This window comes from Achromobacter spanius, assembly GCF_002812705.1.
GTDB classification, from domain to species: Bacteria; Pseudomonadota; Gammaproteobacteria; order Burkholderiales; family Burkholderiaceae_B; genus Achromobacter; species Achromobacter spanius.
Map to the genome: position 1 here is coordinate 4,784,557 of NZ_CP025030.1, position 17,196 is coordinate 4,801,752.

Annotated in this window: 16 protein-coding genes and 1 pseudogene; 15 read left to right on the plus strand and 2 right to left on the minus strand. The window is 58.1% G+C overall.

Annotation, left to right across the window (positions count from 1 at the left end):
- The first annotated feature begins 331 nt into the window (after positions 1–331).
- The 11 genes and pseudogenes from CVS48_RS21530 to CVS48_RS21580 all read left to right on the plus strand — a co-directional run bounded on the left by CVS48_RS21530 (position 332) and on the right by CVS48_RS21580 (position 9,265).
- Positions 332–1,255: a TauD/TfdA dioxygenase family protein gene (locus CVS48_RS21530; protein ID WP_006220097.1), complete on the plus strand. Its 924-nt coding sequence runs from the start codon at positions 332–334 to the stop codon at positions 1,253–1,255.
- Positions 1,236–2,153 carry a LysR family transcriptional regulator gene (locus CVS48_RS21535; RefSeq protein WP_006220098.1) on the plus strand — a complete coding sequence of 306 codons (918 nt, stop codon included), beginning with the start codon at positions 1,236–1,238 and terminating at the stop codon, positions 2,151–2,153. The genes CVS48_RS21530 and CVS48_RS21535 overlap by 20 nt, the downstream gene beginning before the upstream one ends.
- 12 nt (positions 2,154–2,165) lie before the next feature.
- Positions 2,166–2,984, plus strand: a complete 819-nt coding sequence (locus CVS48_RS21540; RefSeq protein WP_006220099.1) for a carbon-nitrogen hydrolase family protein — start codon at positions 2,166–2,168, stop codon at positions 2,982–2,984.
- Positions 2,981–3,646 (plus strand): RraA family protein, encoded by a 666-nt coding sequence (locus CVS48_RS21545; RefSeq protein WP_197723143.1) that lies wholly within the window; start codon positions 2,981–2,983, stop codon positions 3,644–3,646. The genes CVS48_RS21540 and CVS48_RS21545 overlap by 4 nt, the downstream gene beginning before the upstream one ends.
- A gap of 25 nt (positions 3,647–3,671) precedes the next feature.
- Complete coding sequence (locus CVS48_RS21550; RefSeq protein ID WP_039883320.1) at positions 3,672–4,646, plus strand: Bug family tripartite tricarboxylate transporter substrate binding protein; 975 nt, start codon at positions 3,672–3,674, stop codon at positions 4,644–4,646.
- Positions 4,647–4,927: 281 nt separating this feature from the next.
- Entirely contained in the window at positions 4,928–5,266 is a 339-nt protein-coding gene (gene tnpA, locus CVS48_RS21555; protein WP_223283290.1) for an IS66-like element accessory protein TnpA, read from the plus strand.
- Complete coding sequence (gene tnpB / locus CVS48_RS21560; RefSeq protein ID WP_157814473.1) at positions 5,242–5,598, plus strand: IS66 family insertion sequence element accessory protein TnpB; 357 nt, start codon at positions 5,242–5,244, stop codon at positions 5,596–5,598. The genes tnpA and tnpB overlap by 25 nt, the downstream gene beginning before the upstream one ends.
- Before the next feature lie 62 nt (positions 5,599–5,660).
- A pseudogene (gene tnpC / locus CVS48_RS21565) lies at positions 5,661–6,539 on the plus strand (IS66 family transposase); the annotation flags it as partial.
- On the plus strand, positions 6,532–7,155 hold the full coding sequence (locus CVS48_RS29795) for a CBASS cGAMP synthase (RefSeq protein WP_272868272.1): 624 nt from the start codon (positions 6,532–6,534) through the stop codon (positions 7,153–7,155). The pseudogene tnpC and the gene CVS48_RS29795, both read left to right, overlap by 8 nt.
- Positions 7,155–8,795, plus strand: a complete 1,641-nt coding sequence (locus CVS48_RS21575) for a ThiF family adenylyltransferase (RefSeq protein WP_100856219.1) — start codon at positions 7,155–7,157, stop codon at positions 8,793–8,795. Before CVS48_RS29795 ends, CVS48_RS21575 begins: the two co-directional genes overlap by 1 nt.
- A complete protein-coding gene (locus tag CVS48_RS21580; protein ID WP_100856220.1) occupies positions 8,783–9,265 on the plus strand; it encodes a Mov34/MPN/PAD-1 family protein in 483 nt (160 codons plus the stop codon). Before CVS48_RS21575 ends, CVS48_RS21580 begins: the two co-directional genes overlap by 13 nt.
- A 9-nt stretch (positions 9,266–9,274) precedes the next feature.
- On the opposite strand, the gene CVS48_RS21585 is transcribed toward CVS48_RS21580, so the two are convergent.
- Together CVS48_RS21585 and CVS48_RS21590 are read right to left on the minus strand one after the other, a co-directional pair.
- Positions 9,275–10,792, minus strand: a complete 1,518-nt coding sequence (locus tag CVS48_RS21585; protein ID WP_242001201.1) for an RCC1 domain-containing protein — start codon at positions 10,790–10,792, stop codon at positions 9,275–9,277.
- A gap of 88 nt (positions 10,793–10,880) precedes the next feature.
- On the minus strand, positions 10,881–11,129 hold the full coding sequence (locus CVS48_RS21590) for a DUF6471 domain-containing protein (protein ID WP_100856222.1): 249 nt from the start codon (positions 11,127–11,129) through the stop codon (positions 10,881–10,883).
- Between the two features lie 250 nt (positions 11,130–11,379).
- Here CVS48_RS21590 and CVS48_RS21595 point away from each other — a divergent pair, with 250 nt between their 5' ends.
- Genes CVS48_RS21595 through CVS48_RS21610 form a run of 4 tightly spaced genes read left to right on the plus strand, consistent with a single transcriptional unit; the run spans position 11,380 to position 17,156 of the window.
- Positions 11,380–12,237: a TnsA endonuclease N-terminal domain-containing protein gene (locus tag CVS48_RS21595; RefSeq protein ID WP_100856223.1), complete on the plus strand. Its 858-nt coding sequence runs from the start codon at positions 11,380–11,382 to the stop codon at positions 12,235–12,237.
- On the plus strand, positions 12,227–14,344 hold the full coding sequence (locus tag CVS48_RS21600; protein ID WP_100856224.1) for a Mu transposase C-terminal domain-containing protein: 2,118 nt from the start codon (positions 12,227–12,229) through the stop codon (positions 14,342–14,344). Before CVS48_RS21595 ends, CVS48_RS21600 begins: the two co-directional genes overlap by 11 nt.
- Positions 14,341–16,002 (plus strand): ATP-binding protein, encoded by a 1,662-nt coding sequence (locus tag CVS48_RS21605; RefSeq protein ID WP_100856225.1) that lies wholly within the window; start codon positions 14,341–14,343, stop codon positions 16,000–16,002. Before CVS48_RS21600 ends, CVS48_RS21605 begins: the two co-directional genes overlap by 4 nt.
- A 2-nt stretch (positions 16,003–16,004) precedes the next feature.
- Positions 16,005–17,156, plus strand: coding sequence for a TnsD family Tn7-like transposition protein (locus CVS48_RS21610; RefSeq protein ID WP_100856226.1), 1,152 nt, complete (start codon positions 16,005–16,007; stop codon positions 17,154–17,156).
- Positions 17,157–17,196 lie beyond the last annotated feature (40 nt).

Below are 17,196 nucleotides of genomic sequence, written 5' to 3' on the forward strand. Positions count from 1 at the left end.
GACGGAATAGCATGCGACGCAACAACCGTGTTCATGGATGGGCTCCTTGAAGCAGTGGAGACATAGCATTGGCCGCATGGCTCGGTAAAGAAGTGATGAGCTGCTTTGCAAGCGACTCACACGCGCCATGGTGCTGCCCGATGGTATGTGGTGTCGCCTGGAATTCGCTGCGAATCATGTCCCACACGGTTTGGTCAGCATACTGCTACAGCCACCAGGCATGCGCGGGTGATTGCTCTACAAAAAAAGTTAAGCCGAACCCAAAAATTTTAATGTTGTCAGGGTATCCCGCTTATCTCATCATCGTCCTCACTTATCTGGAGGCTCGATCGTGAAGATAACACCCAATAGCACAGGGTTTGGCGCGGAGGTCACGGACTGCCCGGCCGGCTTGAAAATGACGGACGATGAGCTGAATGAGCTCGTGCGTGCCTGGACGGATCATTCGATTTTATGTTTCCGAGGCGTGGACATGACGCCCGCCGAACATATCGCATTCAGCCGGCGTCTTGGCGAGCTGCATATCATGACGCCCCTGAAATTTAATCTGGATGGTTATCCGGAGGTGTTCGTCGTCTCGAACGCCAGCAAAGCCGATCCATCCAAGCCGGTTGCGGGCAATGCGGAAGGCGACGCCGGCCTGCGCCGCGCCGGCGAAGGCTTTCACACGGACGGCGAAGACAAAGCCATCCCCAATACCGGCTCTTTTCTCTACGCACGGCAGGTTCCGCCCGAGCGCGGCGACACGCTGTTCGTCGATATGTATGCCGCGTACGAAGCACTGCCCCAGCGTATCAAGACACTCATCGCCGGACGGCGCGCGCGTTATAGCCGCATCGATTTACACGCTACCCACTATCCCTTGATGGCGCCGCTCACTGACGAAGAGAAACTCGCCCGTCCGGATGTCTACCATCCGTTGGCGCGCAAGCACCCGGTCAGCGGCCGCACCTCGCTCTACATCGGCCGCTGGGCCTGCGATGTCGAAGGGTTACCTGAGGACGAAGGGCAGGCATTGGTCAAATTCCTCCAGGACTTCGCCAGACAACCTCAGTTCATTTACACGCATAAATGGAACATCGGCGACGCCGTGCTTTGGGATAATCGCTGCACCCAACACTGCGCGACCGGCTTCGACGACACGAAGTACGTCAGGACCATGCACAGAACCACGCTGGAGGGCGAACTGCCCATCATGGCACGGTCGAGCGCAGGCATATCGTCGGCGATGCTAAATGAATATTCGATTTCTTGAAACGGCACTTTGGCTGGCGAAGCTAAAGAGCATCAAAGCGACTGCGGAAAAGCTCTGCTTGACCCAGGCCGCTGTCTCCAGCCGAATCGCCAACCTCGAGCAGGATCTTGGCGCTTGCCTTTTCACTCGCGGAGGCGACGGCTTCGAACCGACCTCCGCAGGGATCACGTTCCTGGAACATGCCCAGCGCATTGTCAGCGCTCACCAATCGCTGCGCGCTTCCATGCTGGACTCGAGCAAACTGTCCGGCTCGTTGCGTATCGGCATGACGAGCACCTTGATCCCGACCATTCTTCCCGGTCTCGTCGACACGTTGCGTAGAGACTACCCCGGCATCTCGATCAGTCTCAAAACCGAATTGACCGAAAAATTGCTGAAGGAACTGGAGATCGGGCGCGTCGATCTCGTGCTGGGCGCGGACAATGAAGCCGTGCATGAGCGTTTCGAATTGGTACCGCTGTGTTCCTTCGCGATGATCTTCGTAGCCAGTCCGAAGCTCGGCATCGACTTAATCGACGCCATGCCAGAGGACCTCGCCAGATATCCCATCATCGGATATCCGCCCGGCACCCGATCCCAGGCTCGGCTCGACAGATACTTTGAAGGCTGCGGCATCCGGCCTCAGATCATTCATGTCTCTCAAGCCGTTCCGACCAATCTGCAGCTTGCCACCTCGGGAATCGGTGTGGCAGCGGTCCCGGAAGCCATCGTCCTGCGAGAGCTTGCGACGGGCGACCTTGTCCCGATCAAACTAAAACACCCCTTCGTTTCGGTGAACTACCAGGCCGTCTTCCTGCGCGATCAAGGCCAAGGCCTAGCCAGAGCAGTCGCCGCCCTGGCGCGCGACGTCGCGGCAACTTTTTGCGAATCCGTCGACAAGCGGATCGCGTGGCAATAAAGAGAACCTCTAATGAAAATATCCGTAATCCAGATGAACTCCGTTTCCGACAAGGCGGCCAACCTTGCCCTGGCGGAGCGGCTGACGCGTGCCGCCGTCATGCAAGACGCGCCGGACATGGTCGTCTTTCCCGAACACTTTGACTGGGCAGGCGGCAGCGTAGCCGACAAGGTCGCGGCTGGCGAAGCGCACGCCGATGGTCCCGCCTACCGGCTGTGCGCACGCATGGCCACCGAATACGGCATCTACGTGCATTCGGGCAGCTTCTATGAAAAAGTTCCCGGAGAAGACCGCGTGTACAACACAACCGTGGTCTTCGACCCGCACGGCAAAGAAATCGCGCGCTATCGCAAGATTCACATGTTCGACATCTTCACACCCGACGGCCTTCGGTATGGAGAATCTGACGCCGTCGCGGCAGGCTCGGAAGTCAGCACGGTAGACGTAGGTGACTTCCGCCTGGGCCTTGCGATTTGCTATGACCTGCGGTTTCCGGAGCTGTTCCAACGCTTAGCCGGCATGGGCGCCAATGTCATTGTTTTGCCTGCGGCATTCACATTGCAAACCGGCAAAGATCACTGGGAAGTGCTATGCCGCGCTCGCGCCATCGAGACGCAGTCCTATGTCGTGGCCTGCGGCTCGCACGGCCCGTTCACCCAGAATGGCGAGACGCGATACACCTACGGCCACTCGATGATCGTCGATCCCTGGGGCCACGTGATTGCCAAATGCTCCGACGGCGACGGCTTCGTCACCGCGCGCCTGGATACAGGGCTGATCAATCAAGTTCGCAAGCAAATTCCCTTAGCCAAACACAAGGTGCTGCAGTGAAAAAGTTTGATCTCAATCCTATGCCAGCCCCGCTGGACTCGAAATACGTCGACCTGCTTTCCGAGGTCGAAACAGCGACTGTCGGGCACTTTCGTCACTGGGGCTTTATGGCCCCCGATATCAAGCCGATCAACCACTCGCGCAAAATCATCGGCACAGCAGTGACCTTGTCCCTGCCGGGACAAGACTCGACCTTGCTGCATCACTCCTTGAGCCTGCTACGTCCCGGGGACATTCTGGTCATCGATCGCCTCGGCGACCAGAAACACGCGTGTTTGGGCGGTGGCGTAGCACTAGGCGCCGTGCTCGCCGGCGCACAGGGTGCAATCATCGACGGCATGTGCACCGACCCATCTGAACTCGAGGCCTACAACTTCCCCGTATGGGCGCGCGGCGTTTCACCCATCACCACTCGCATCTACAACATCGGCGGCCAACTGAACAAACCAGTGGCCTGCGGCGGGGCGGTTGTCAACGCCGGCGACATCATCCTGGCAGACGAAAACGGCGTGCTCGTGCTGCCTCCCGATGAAGTCGCGGAAGTCTCCAGAATGGCGCTGGAAAAACAAGCTCGCGGCAACTCGAACGGCGAACGGATGCGTGGCGGCGAGCGCCTCGGCGACCTGTCAGGCGCCAGCAAATACGTTTTAGAACAAGCTTAACAAGCGCTCTATAAGGGGAAAACGCATGAGACTCTGCAAGCTTATTGCTACCGGTATTGCCGCGGGTTATCTGGCTTTAATGGCTACCGTCGCGCACGCGGCGTGGCCAGAACGGCCGGTCAAGATCGTAGTGCCATTCCCACCTGGCAACTCTTCCGATGTCTCAATGCGTTTGCTAGCCGAATTGCTGGCGCCCCGTTTGGGGCAGGCAGTCGTTGTCGAGAATAAAGTTGGTGCAGGCGGCACGATCGGCACGGGTTTCGCCGCCAAACAGCCCGCGGACGGCTACACCTTGGCCATGGGATCAACAGGCCCTCTGTCGATCGGCCCGTGGCTGCGTCCAGATTCCATGACCTACGATCCGCTCAAAGATCTCGAGCCCATCGCTGCGGTAGCCTGGGCGCCGCAAGTCATGGTGGTGCGTACCGACGAACCCTACGACACGATCAACGGGCTAATCGAACAGACGAAAAAAAGCGGCAACCCCTTGACCTATGGAACACCCGGAGTCGGCACGACACCTCACCTAGTGATCTCGAAGTTTCTGCATGATGCCGGGATTCAAGGCCAACATATTCCCTACAAAGGCGGCATGCAAAGCCTTGCGGACCTCATCGGTGGTCAGGTCAATTTCATGTCCGATAACGTACCGGTTTTCAGTGCGGCCCTGGACGGCAAGCGCGTCAAACCTATTGGAGTGACCTCTGCGCAACGCATCCCCACGCTGCCCGACGTGCCCACCCTCGCCGAACAAGGCTTGAAAGATTTCAGCATGCAAGGCTGGATCCTGCTCATGGCACCCGCCGGGGTGCCCGCTGACGTCAAAAAGCGCCTGGAGACGGAGGTTGCTGCCGTCATGCAGGATAAAAACATGCAGGAACGTCTGTTGGGCTTCGGTCTGGTCCCGATGAACATGCCCCAATCGGAGATCCCGGCTTTCCTCAAAGACGAATCGCAAAAGTGGAAAGAGGTCGTCGATATTTCCGGCGCCAAAAACTAACGCATCCCGTCATGCGCCCGGTTGCTGCGAGCAGCCGGGTTGCACGCTCTTGAACCGGCGCCGAAAACTCTTTTACACCGCGCTTTAATGCATTGACCATCCGCGGTTAGGTCGCTGAGTTCGATACACCAGTGTCATAAGGCGGTACACGGCGACAGAAATCGGACGCACGCAGCCATTGTTCAATCGCCGTAGGTGACAACGGCTTGTAAGCGCCCGGCGAACACATATTGAGCGCGTGCGTTGTGCTCGATAGTGTCCACCACTTTTAGGTGGACACCATGTCGAAGACAGAGTTAGCACCGGTGCCTAAGCGCCGGTCGTATCCGAAGACGCTGAAGGCCCAGATTGTGGCCCAGTGCAGTCAGCCAGGAACATCTATTGCCGGCGTGGCGCTGTCGCACGGCGTGAACGCGAACCTGGTGCATAAGTGGATTCGCCAGGCCGAACGGCAGGCCCCTGTAGCGCCGGCGTTCGTGCCGGTCGCGTTGCCTGCGGTGCCCTCGTCAGGCCGTCACATCGAGATTCGCTTGTCGCGCGGCCCCGCGCAAGCGACGGTGCAATGGCCCGTGAGTGAAGCGGGCGCATGTGTGGCGTGGCTACGCGAGTGGCTGCGGTGATCCGTGTCGATGCGATCTGGCTGGCCACCGAGCCGCTGGACATGCGCGCCGGCACCGAGACGGCACTGGCCCGGGTGGTGGCCGTGTTTGGTTCGGCACGTCCGCACCATGCCTATTGCTTCGCAAACCGGCGCGCCAACCGCATGAAGGTGCTGGTACATGACGGAATCGGCGTGTGGCTGGCCGCGCGCCGGCTGAACCGCGGCAAGTTCGTGTGGGCCGATGCGCTGCGTGGCCCCCACATCGCGGTCGACAGTGAGCAGTGGCAGGCGCTGGTGCTGGGCCTGCCCTGGCAGCATGTGGGTGCGGCAGGCGTGATCTCGGTGTTGTAGCGCCCGACAATCCGGCAAGACGCCAATACCGCCGCGGGGAGCCCTGCGGCATACTGGCGGCCATGAGTAACGCATCCCTGGACCACCTCGACGCGCAGCAACTGCGCGCCTTGGCCGAACGCCTGATGGGCGAGGTGGCCGCGCGTGACGCCCAGATAGCGGCGCACGATGCGGTGGTTGCCGAGCGGGATCGCGTACTGCACTTCAAACAGACGCACATCGACCAGCTCATGCAGGAGCTGGCGCTATACAAGCGCTGGCGCTACGGCAAGCGCAGCGAGCAACTGAACCCGGCGCAGGCAAGCCTTCTGGAAGAGACGATGGATGCCGACATGGCGGCTATCGAAGCGGAAGTGAACGCGCTGCGCGAAGCGATCGCCACCAAGCCTGCGCCGTCGCAAGCGCCGCGTCGCATGCGGCTGCCGGCCGAGTTGCCGCGCACCGACATCCACCACGAACCGGCGTCCACGACGTGCCGCTGCGGCTGCGGCTTGAAACGCATCGGCGAGGACGTCAGTGAGAAGCTGGACTATCTGCCGGGCGTCTTTACGGTCGAACGTCACATCCGTGGCAAGTGGGTGTGCGAGCACTGCGAGACGCTCACGCAGGCGCCGGTCCCCGCGCAGGTCATCGACAAGGGCATCCCGACGGCGGGCCTTCTGGCGCAGGTGCTGGTGGCCAAGTTCGCTGATCACTTGCCGCTATACCGCCAGGAAGGCATCTTTGCGCGCGCCGGCCTGGCGCTGCCGCGCTCGACGCTGGGCGAGTGGGTCGGCGTGTGCGGGCTGCGGTTGCAGCCGCTGGTCGATGCGCTCAAGGCCGAAGTGCTGGGCAAATCCGTGCTGCATGCCGACGAGACGCCGGTGCAGATGCTCAAGCCGGGCGCGGGCAAGACGCATCGGGCCTACTTGTGGGCGTACACACCGACCTCTTATGAATCGCCCCGGTTTTGAACTGAGACGGGCCGAGCGCGACGCTTGGACAGAACTACCTCACGACCAGGTGCTCCTCGCTCACCGGGAAGACGACTGGTTTAAGTCTGACCCACGACCAGTAAAACGGTGGTTCCTCGGCGAGGTAGATCGACACGGCGAGCAGTTCCGCAGAGTTGTTCGCTATCTCAAGTCTTTTAGGGACTGGCAGTGGGTGCAGGGTGGCCCTTCATCGATCCTTCTTATGGCTGCGGCGGCTCCTTTATTCGAGTCTCGTGATCGCAGAGACGACCTTGCCTTGCTCGACCTGCTTGATAACCTGCCAAGGGCCCTGCGACAAGGCGTTCTTTGCCCGACAGACCCCAATGAGTCGCTAACGGATCGCCTCGGAGCGCCTGGAGTTGAGGATGCCGCCCAAAAGCTGGAGCAGCTTGAGAAGTCGCTGCGAGGCGCGATTCATGCCAGCTCGCCAAGCCAGGCGCTTATCTGGGCACGTGAGCAGTTCGGGCCAAGGTTCCCGAATACTCCTGAGCGCGTCAAAGTAAGCTCCGCTACAGCAGTGGTCCAAGCCACTCCGGCAGCAATCGTTTCAACGCCACTCGTAGGACGTACGCAGGCAGGCTGATGAACGACGAGACACAGCTTTCTAAGCTCACCCGCGCGATGAAATCGCGAGGGTTCACCTACATAGGACGGGATGCGGGCGATTGGCTAGCGTTCAAGGGCGCATTGACAGCAGCAGGCGCCACTCATGCAGCGCATGTAGCTGTTGATCCGACTGGGGTGGATCTTCCTAGGATTGGTGTAGAGCTGCCACTGGGAACACCGAATGTTTTGGCCCATGTCGGCGCTAACGGCCAAATCTGTTACGCCGCTCAAGGGAGCGTCGCACTGGATATTTTTGACATCGCTGGCCAGGCGCTGGGCTGCATTGATCGGGCCGAAGAAATCTTGGATCTTTCGTTGAGAGGCAAGATGGATCAGGGCCTAGAGGACGAGTTCTTCGCGTTCTGGCACGGTGATCTCTGCTTTCTCGACATCTACCCCGGCGATCCTGGGGCACTCGACATCCTGTTTGCCAAGCGCGGCAATGCTGGAACAAGCGTCGTATTTGTCACAAACGATGTAACCCTAACTCGAGAGAAGCTTCAGGCCATGTCGCTCCAAGAGCGAGAAGTACTGAAGGGAGCTGCTTTCAGGGTAAGCACTTCCGCCAAACCAAAACCGTCACAAGGTGTGTGGCCCCCTTCAACGGTAGCTGCGCTATTGAAATGGCAGGGACTGCTTGATCCGTCGGCAAAGCGCAACATAGAACGCCGACTGCTTCAATCGATTGCCTCCAGGCGAAACGCATCACTGTGCGTCATAGATTCGCCACTTACACAGTACGCTTTCTGGACGGATTTCGAAACCGTTGATGATCAGGTCAATCGATCACGGCAAGATCCAAGAGTAAAGCTCTATTCCTCGAAAGTGTATCCAATGATTTCGATCAGAATGGACGACAAATACGTCGCCGAACGCAACGTGCCAGAGAGTCCGACTCTCGCCGGCAAGCGTGTCGCCCTTATTGGGTGCGGAACCATAGGAGGCTTCCTGGCGGAATTGCTTGTAAAGGCTGGCGCCGGCCTGAATGATGGAGACTTGGCTCTCATTGATCCAGATATCCTGCTCCCTCAAAATGTCGGCAGACACCGTTTAGGCCTAAATCGGGCACTGCAGTACAAGTCCAATGCGCTTAAAGAAGAGCTTTCCCTCGCAGCTCCGACAGCCAAGGTACGAAGCTTACCCGTGAAAGCGGAGGAAGCCGACTTGAACTCCTTCGATTTGATCATCAATGCAACCGGAGAAGAGGCCTTAGGTCACTACCTCACACGTACGGCCACTGATTCGGGGAATTTTGTCCCGACTTTGTCGGTTTGGGTTGATGGTCCCGGAGTCGCAGTACGAGCACTGTTTCGGGACACTACTCAAGCAGCATGTACTCGCTGCCTTTCCGACACCCATCGAGCCTCGCTTTATCCCGTAGTGAACGAGCCAGTGCCTACTGAGTTGGCGGGGCACGGATGCGAAAGCTTGTACGTACCTTTCCCTGCCAGCGTCTCGGTTCAGGCCGCTTGCCTAGCGATCGAAATGGCAACCAGTTGGGTGGCGAACCAATCTAGCCCACGGCTGCGTACCCGAGTGACTCGACACGGATTCAGTCAAGCAGCACCAGATGGAGATCCAGTGAGGCAACCCACGTGTGCAGCATGCCATTCGTAACTGAATGGTCCACCACGGATCAACGAAACCTGGTGGTTTTTGCACCAGATGTTCTCAGGATTTTCAAACATTATCGGCAGCGGTTCTTTTGGCAACCGGAGGGCGGAGGCATTCTTTTAGGGCGCCGGCGCGGCAAGCATCTGGAGGTCACGCTTGCAACCGAACCAAGTCATAAAGACAACCGCTCAGCATTTTCCTTTGTGCGTGAAGCTGATGGGCATGCAGAACTTGCTGAACAAGCTTGGCGCCAGGGCGAAAAGCAGATCGACTATCTTGGAGAGTGGCACACTCATCCGCAGAGGGTACCTACTCCATCAATCGTCGACCGGCGCGAATGGAGAAAGCTGATACTTCAACGCCCTGACTCAACGCCCATTTTAGTCGTTGTGGTCGGTACTAAATCAATACACGCAGAGCTGATTAGTAGCATTCAGGACAAAGTGCTATTGCCGCTCGAGCGATATCCATAACTCCGCCTATCACTCCGCGACGTTCACGGGCACCATTGACGTTGTGATGTAGCCAGTGCCAAGCTGGCCCCAGTTGTTTGCTCCCCAGCACTTGGCTTCCGAGTTCTGCAATACGCACGTGGATGCCTGCCCCGCCGCCACGGCGGTCACGCCAGAACTCAACCCAGGCACAGCCCAGGGAGTCGCCGAATTCACCGTCGAGCCATCTCCCAACTGTCCAGAACTGTTGGAGCCCCAGCATTTCAGAGCCCCCGCTTGGATTGCGCAGTTGTGATTGGCGGTTCCCGAGAGGGCGGTCACTCCTGCCATTAGACCGATGACCGGGGTCGGCTCGGAGGCTGTGTCAACCATAAAGGCATCGCCCAGTTGTCCCACACTGTTGGCTCCCCAGCATAGAACGCCTTGGCCCGAATTCTGAAAGGTCTGCAATGAGCAAGTATGCGAGGTACCGCCAACCACGGAAATTACACCCGATCCCAGCCCAATGACGCCTACCGGCGTATTGCGGTGGGTGTTCGTGCCATCGCCAAGTTGACCATACGAATTGCGTCCCCAACATTTCAAAGCGCCGGCTTGGATTGCGCAGTTGTGGGTTCCGCCGGCAGACGCCAGATAGGTCACACCTGACCCCATCCCAGCCACAGCGACCGGAGTCGTGCGGTTCTCATTGGTCCCGTCACCAACCTGCCCGTATTCGTTGATCCCCCAGCACTTGACACCTCCCGACTGGAGAGCGCAGTTCGTGGTGTAACCCGTGGAGACCGCTGTCACCCCTGACCCGAGACCCGACACAACCGCGGGTGTCCTACGATCAGTGGTTGTACCATCGCCCAGCTGACCTTGAGCGTTTTGGCCCCAGCACTTCAACGCGCCGGCTTGAATAGCGCAGGTATGCGAGTACGCCGTCATCGCTCCTGCCGAAATCGCCGTCACCCCGGATTCCAGCCCTACCACCTGCACTGGCGTCAGGCTACGAAAGCCATTGGTGCCGTCCCCGAGCTGTCCGCTGGCATTCGAACCCCAGCACTTCGCAGCCCCTTCCGTGGTCACGGCACATGCATGATTGTGGCCCATGCTGATCTGCACCGCGTTCAACACCGCGCTGCCAACGCGGATCGTATAGACCTGCTGGCCGCTCTTGCTCTTGTAGGTCGCCACCACCTCGAAGCTCGAGCCTGAATCGCTCGTGAGCGCCGACGGAGTCCCCGTGATGGTGCCGTCAACACCAAGCGCCAGGCCCGCGGGCAGAGATCCATTAGCCAAGTGCCAACTTGCGACCGAGGGATCAAACGTCGCATCACCCGTGACCGACAGATACGTGCGCAAGCTCTCGCTATAAGCCTTGCCGAGCTTTGCCTTGGGCAGCGTGGCACCAGCCAGGGACACAGTGATTGCAGACTCCACGGGCGCTTTGGCAGCGGTAGGGATGGGCACCACAAGGAAAAAACTGGAAGCGGCGAACGCAGGTGCTACACCAGCAACCAAGGCTGCGGCGCACGAGAGGGAGAGAACTGTCTTCTTGAACATGAGCATACCTTTTGAACAAGGGTGTCCAAGGTATAGCTCCGGCGACTACCGATAAGGCGCCTCAATTTCGCTACGGCATGCCGCCTGGCTAGTTCTTATCGAGAACAGCGGAGTCGACTTTCGTGTCGATATCCACAGATTCGACCCCGATCGCCTTCATACACTGCAAAAAGAACACGAAGGAAAACTTGCCGCGTGCGATCTTGTTAGAGAGGTTGGCTTCACTTTCTTCGATGCCGAGCGCAGCCAGCCGGACAGCAAGAGTCTTGTATCCGACGCCGGCGCGCGCAAGCTCCGCTCTAAGTATACGGCGGGCCTCAACTTCCCAAGTAAGCATTGATCTAGGTATCTCGTAGGTATCCGACTCATTTTACAGCCCACGCATGTAGTGAGAAAGCGGCCCTATAGTTGCCAACGATCCACAAATAATGTATTTTCATCACAAATGATGATTACAGGTCTATTAGGGTTATTTTTCGATATACGTGATTACTACTTTACTTCTAGCAGTTAACACCGCTTAGCCGGCTCACAGATTTTCTTATACACGCTGGCTCGCATTGAGCGTACGGAATGAGGAGGTCAGTATGTCTCGGATTAAGTGGACCGAGAAGAAAATCGCAGAACGCCAAAAAGCGGGATATGGGGAAGGCTCGGGCTCAGCTTACAACCCGTGGCTTGAAGTGTTCGATCTCAGTAGCACCGGTCGCTCTCGCCGCGTCTGGAGCTCCAAGACCGGTCGCGCTCACCATCTCTTCTCCGACGTAGAGCACGACATCTTCATCGCGGCCGAGTGGTCGCGTTCCGTAATTGATATCCGCGAGCAGTATCCGCTCGATCGGGAGATCACCCAAACGGTCGCCCACGATCTCAAAATCCGCCACCCGCACTACCCAGGCACCCAGGTCCCGACAGTGATGACCGTTGATTTCCTACTGACGGTTCGCACCGCTGATGGGGAAGACTACATTGCGCTGAATGCCAAGCGAGACGAAGAGGCGGAGGACGAGACATCCCTGGAGAAGCTGGAAATTCAGCGCAGCTACTTCCAAGCACTTGGGATACTTCACCACCTCATCTATCACTCGCGCATACCCAAACAGAAGATCGCCAACATCTACTGGATCAGGGACGCGCAACTCAAAACTGGCGAGACCGAGCCACACGCTGGATTCTATGACCAGCTAAAAAGTCGCATGGCGGGCGAACTGGCTTCATATGACGCTTCGGAGGCCACTCCGCTGGCGGCGTACTGCGCCTCCTTTGATGCGCGATACGGCGTCGAGCCAGGCACAGGCCTTCGCATCGCACGCATGCTCATGCAAGAGCGCGCTCTTCTCGCCAACCTCAACTCTCCAAACTTGGCTAACGATCCCATTGGATCCTTCCTAATGACATCCAGCGCTGGTCGACTGCGTGCGGTAGGTGGCAAGAATGCTGTTTAGCAATGACCTTTTCATGCTGGACGGGATGCAAATGCGCCTGCTCCAAGCCGACACCTCCACGAATAAAGCCTGGGTCATAGCGCTGCACCCGCATGCCTGGCCTGAGTGCCTTCCGTATTCCGAGATTCGTGATCTTGAGCGCGTCTCCCCGCCGACGACGCCTATCCATGGCCACAGCCAAGCGCGCATTCGCAGATGCGAGGCGGCATGGAAACGCCTCGATCCGCTTCTGTCTGCGCATGGAATGGCGCTATTCGAGCCAAAGACCCGAAAGCACGCCATCGCGGAACATGCGAGGAAGACAGGTTGCGCGCCGACCACGCTTTACAAAGACCTGCGTCGCTACTGGCAAAGGGGGCAGACCAAGTACGCGCTGCTTCCGGATTACGACAAGTCTGGCCGCACCACGCCTGCTGCTGACGATGCGAGCGAGGCCTGCGCGATCACAGCTGGGCGAGGACGCAAAGCCAAGAATGGCTATGATACCTACCAGATCACCATGGCGGACAGTTCATTCTTCCGCAAAGTGATTGAAAAGGAATACCTGCCAAACGCACAGATCTCCGTCCCTGCGGCTTATCGATCATTGGTCGAGCAGTTCTACCGCCACCCTGACGGCAACGGCGAGCTACACGTCAATCCCTTGGGTGCTCGACCGAGTCTGCGCCAGTTTCGCCATTTTCTCCTCAAGGCCTACGACATTGAGACACGGCTGCGCGGCCGCCAGGGGAACTCAGACTTCGAGCGGGAGCATCGAAAGCGGCTCGGAACCATCATGGCGGACTGCCAAGGTGTCGGACACTATTATGAGATCGACGCCACCATCGCGGACATCTACCTGGTGTCAAGCGAAGACGTCACCAAGATTATCGGCAAGCCGACGCTCTACCTCATCATTGACCGCAAATCTCGTCTCATCGTCGGGTTTTACTTTGGCCTGGAGAATGCCAGTTGGAACGGAGCGATGCAGGCCATCCTGAGCATCGCCGAGGACAAACGCGCTCTCTGTGGTCGGTACGGCGTACCTTACGCGCCTGAAGACTGGCCGGCACACCAAGTATTCCCGTCTGAGTTTCTCGCTGACCGCGGAGACATGATATCGCACGCCAGCAGCAATATCGCCGAAGGTCTGCATGTCACCGTCACTAACCTGCCCAGCAAGCGGCCGGACTGGAAGCCACTGGTTGAATGCGGCTTCCGGCTGCTTCACAACAGTATCCAGCCCATCGCTCCCGCGTATGACCCGCCATCCAACGCCACTCGGCGCCGGGGAAAGCACTACGAAAAAGACGCCTGCCTCACGTTGAGAGATTTTGGCCATCTGATCCTTAACACGATCATTGCGTGCAACCAAAGGGAGATGCTTGGCTACGACATGGACACCAAGGAGCTTCTGGACAACGTCCGTCCAAGCCCGATTGAACTATGGAACCACGGCATCCAGTCCCGTGCGGGCCTGCTGACGCGCTACGAGGAATCCGTGGTCCGGTTTGCACTGCTGCGCAAGAAAAAGGCGATCGTCACCGACAAGGGAATCGAGTTTGAAGGCTGCTTCTACAGCTTCCCTGAGGCCATCGCACAAAAGTGGTTCGAGACCGCCCGCAAACGTCGATTCTCGGTGACGGTCTCCTACGACACTCGCCTTGCCGACTCAATCTATGTGCATCCCTTGGATGGCAAGCGCGAGCCCTACGTGGCGACGCTGACGGAGCGAAGCGCCAAGTACAAGGGAATGAGCTTTGATGAAATTGCGTACTACGAATGCCTGCGTGCAGTGCTTCGCATCGATGCCGAGCACTCTCGCCTGCAAAACAGCATTGATCTTTCCACCACAACCCGTCCGGTGATGAATGCCGCTCGAGAACGCCTGAAATCAGCGCCCAAAGTGTCGCGTTCAGCCCGCCGTGCCGACATCAAGGAGGTGCGCGAGGAGGAACGCAAGCTCGAACGCAAGACCTTGGCCAAGATTGAAGGGGGAAAGCGCAGCGAGGCGCCCGCTCTGCACCCAGAGCCGCAGAACTCCAGCCCGACAACGCCAACTCCAACGGCAGCTTCCGGCTCCCTTGCAGAGCGCATTGAAGCAGCACGCGCCCGGATGCGCTCATGACAGAACACAGCTTAGAACTACATATGCACGATACCTCTCACATCGTCTCGGCGAAGTACGCCCAGCAGTTGATTCCTCAGTTCCGCGGCAACCCGCTGATTGAAGCGCTGCCGCCAACCATGAGCGACGATGCGCTTATTGACGCCCTTACGCTGATGCCCGAATTTGATCCAAGCCAGCGTCAGTGGTCGACCGCTGACCGGTTCATGATGCTCAAGAGCTTGCAGAACTTCATGATCCCGATGCAAAACCATGTCGAGTTGAGCCGGGCCATGGATTCAATGATGCGGACCGGCTACGTCGGCCGCGCTCCAAGGACGCCGGGACACGCAAAGATATTCCAGTCGATCTACGAAAAGCAGCTTGCCGGCCTAGGATTCAGCCAGACCGCATCGTCCCGAACACCTCAGATCTCGACGTCCCTGGTCGGCATTTCAGGCATGGGAAAGACGACGACCGTAAATCGATGGTGCGCTCACCTACCTAAAGTGATCTACCACGAAGAGTACAACCTCTATCAGATCCCTTACCTGCACGTCGAGATGCCGAGCGACGGTTCATCGATCAAGGGCCTTGCTCACGGCATTCTGCAAAAGATCGATGAGCTAATCCCTGGCGCCGACTATTACAGCCAGTATGCGTTAAAGGGGAAGGCAGGCGCAGACACGATCATGCGAAGCGTTGCCCGCCTGATGAATCTGCACCTGGTTGGCCTGCTTATCTGCGATGAGGTACAGAACCTGACCAATGCGACTAAAGGTGGTCAGAAGGTCATGACAGAGCTCGTGTCAGCCAGCAACGACTTAAAGGTCCCGATTCTTTTCATTGGCACGAACAAGGCATCCAAGGTCTTGGGTATCGACTTTCGACAGGGTCGCCGCTCGAGCGGGCACGGCATCTCGACGTGGGATCGATTGCACCCAGGGACAGCGGGCCAAGAAAGCGAGTGGGATGCTTTCCTGGACATCCTTTGGCAGTATCAGTGGACACGCAATCCCGTCCCGCTGGATCCCATTCTCAGCAAACGCATGTACGACTGTAGCCAAGGCGTGATCGACCTGGCCATCAAGCTGTTCGCATCTGCGCAGGCACGGGCAATGCTCAATGGCACAGAACAACTGACGCCGGAGCTCATCCTCGATATCTTTGAGGACGAGTTCAAGTTGATGCATCCGATGGTAGAAGCCTTGAGCCGCGATGATTTGGAAATGCTTTGCCAGTATGACGATATCGCACCGTTGAATCTTCAGCAGCACATCGATAACGCCCACCGCAAGTTGAACCACCTGAAGTCTCCGCTTTTCAGTGTTCGGGCAACAGACAACACATTCACGCCTCGGCTTGCCGCCGGCCTGACCGCCCTGGGGTTCAGCGCTGAAGAATCCAGCGAGGTGGCTGATGCGGTAGCCCAAGCAGATTCAAGCATCAACCTTGCACAGGGCGTGAAGCAGGCGGTTTCCACCTTGACGAGCACCCCGTCAGCGAAGAGGAAGCGGCGGACGAAGATACAGGAGGAGCTTGCGCCAGACAGATTCGATGAACGGCTGGAGGACTACCGGCGAGCCATCTCACATGCCAGGTCGAGAGGAGTTCCAGTCTTGGAGCAGCTACAGGAGTTTGGAATGGCCCCGCTGCTCGAGGAAGTCATCGATATCTGACCATGCACCTCCTTCGCCCATACCCTGATGAGCTTTTAGGCAGCTTGTTGAGTCGGGCGATGAGGCAACTGGGCCTGTCGCAAAAGCGCTTAATGCGGCACCTGACCGGCCGAAACATCACCACGATTTCTACGGTAATAACGGGCCACGAAGGGATTGCGAAAGCTTTCGGGATGGACCTGGAGGAATTCATCCATAGCCACACCTTGCTGCCCTACGCGGTTGCATTCATGGCGCGACGGGACAAAGAACGTATCCTGACCTCGCTCTTGAGCGGTAGCTCGGATCTCTGCGTCGCGGCGGTCGCTCAAAACGCAACGAAGTCGACGAGCCTGCTCAAGCTTTGTGTGGCCTGCAAAGCGCAGGATCTGCTGCGATACGGTGAGACGTACTGGCGGCGATCGCATCAACTCCCTGGCGTTTTGCTGTGTGCCGTACATGAGCAACCTCTGCGCTTGAGCGATGTTGATATCCGTGCGAAGCGGTTCATGGTGCCGCCCAATGAGGTGCAGTCAGTTCGGGCCTGCGCTTACGAGGTTTCACGAGTTGTTTTGATGGATATTGCAAGGTTCTCGGACCAGGCATTGAGGCTTGGCCTTTCGTATGGTGATTGGGCGGAGCGCTACCGAGACCTTGCCGCGAGCCATGGATATTCTTTCACCAGTGGTCAGATATTCGGGGAGGTTCTTTCGGCGGACCTCCGTTCGTTCTACGGCGACGCCTACCTGTCCTCCCTGGGTGCCAATATCGACCTCGCTCGGCGCAACGCCTGGCCGGCACTATTGGTGCGCTCTTCAGGGGCCAGCACCACAGCGTTGAAGCACGTTTTGCTGAACATTTTCCTGCTGAACGCTCCGCGCCCATCTCGATCCCCTTCGGAGTACGAGCGCCGCAAGAAAGCAAAACCCAGGGATTGGGACCTCATCCAACGCAAGGCAATAGCGGTCATGGATAAAGAGGTCGCTCGGTGCAAATGGGAGGGTCGAAGGATCACCGTCAGGGGGCTGGCACAGAAGGCAGGGATTGTGTCGCTCCTGCATCACTTCCGCCATGAAATTCCAACGATCTTGCTGTGGATCGAGAGATTCAAAGCCACGCCGCAGTCCGAGCGGCAGGCAGGCAAACGGCCTCGAACTTACCCCAAAAAAAGATAGCTGAAGGCCCAACATGGGCCTGGTGTTTTTCCTATACGAA

Coding starts and splice junctions, on each gene's coding strand:
- CVS48_RS21535 (WP_006220098.1), top strand. CDS start 1,236: ATGAATATTCGATTTCTTGAAACGGCACTTTGGCTGGCGAAGCTAAAG.
- CVS48_RS21595 (WP_100856223.1), top strand. CDS start 11,380: ATGTCTCGGATTAAGTGGACCGAGAAGAAAATCGCAGAACGCCAAAAA.
- CVS48_RS21600 (WP_100856224.1), top strand. CDS start 12,227: ATGCTGTTTAGCAATGACCTTTTCATGCTGGACGGGATGCAAATGCGC.
- CVS48_RS21590 (WP_100856222.1), bottom strand. CDS start 11,129: ATGCTTACTTGGGAAGTTGAGGCCCGCCGTATACTTAGAGCGGAGCTT.
- CVS48_RS29795 (WP_272868272.1), top strand. CDS start 6,532: ATGAATCGCCCCGGTTTTGAACTGAGACGGGCCGAGCGCGACGCTTGG.
- CVS48_RS21585 (WP_242001201.1), bottom strand. CDS start 10,792: ATGTTCAAGAAGACAGTTCTCTCCCTCTCGTGCGCCGCAGCCTTGGTT.
- tnpA (WP_223283290.1), top strand. CDS start 4,928: ATGTCGAAGACAGAGTTAGCACCGGTGCCTAAGCGCCGGTCGTATCCG.
- CVS48_RS21575 (WP_100856219.1), top strand. CDS start 7,155: ATGAACGACGAGACACAGCTTTCTAAGCTCACCCGCGCGATGAAATCG.
- CVS48_RS21540 (WP_006220099.1), top strand. CDS start 2,166: ATGAAAATATCCGTAATCCAGATGAACTCCGTTTCCGACAAGGCGGCC.
- CVS48_RS21550 (WP_039883320.1), top strand. CDS start 3,672: ATGAGACTCTGCAAGCTTATTGCTACCGGTATTGCCGCGGGTTATCTG.
- CVS48_RS21610 (WP_100856226.1), top strand. CDS start 16,005: ATGCACCTCCTTCGCCCATACCCTGATGAGCTTTTAGGCAGCTTGTTG.
- CVS48_RS21605 (WP_100856225.1), top strand. CDS start 14,341: ATGACAGAACACAGCTTAGAACTACATATGCACGATACCTCTCACATC.
- CVS48_RS21580 (WP_100856220.1), top strand. CDS start 8,783: ATGCCATTCGTAACTGAATGGTCCACCACGGATCAACGAAACCTGGTG.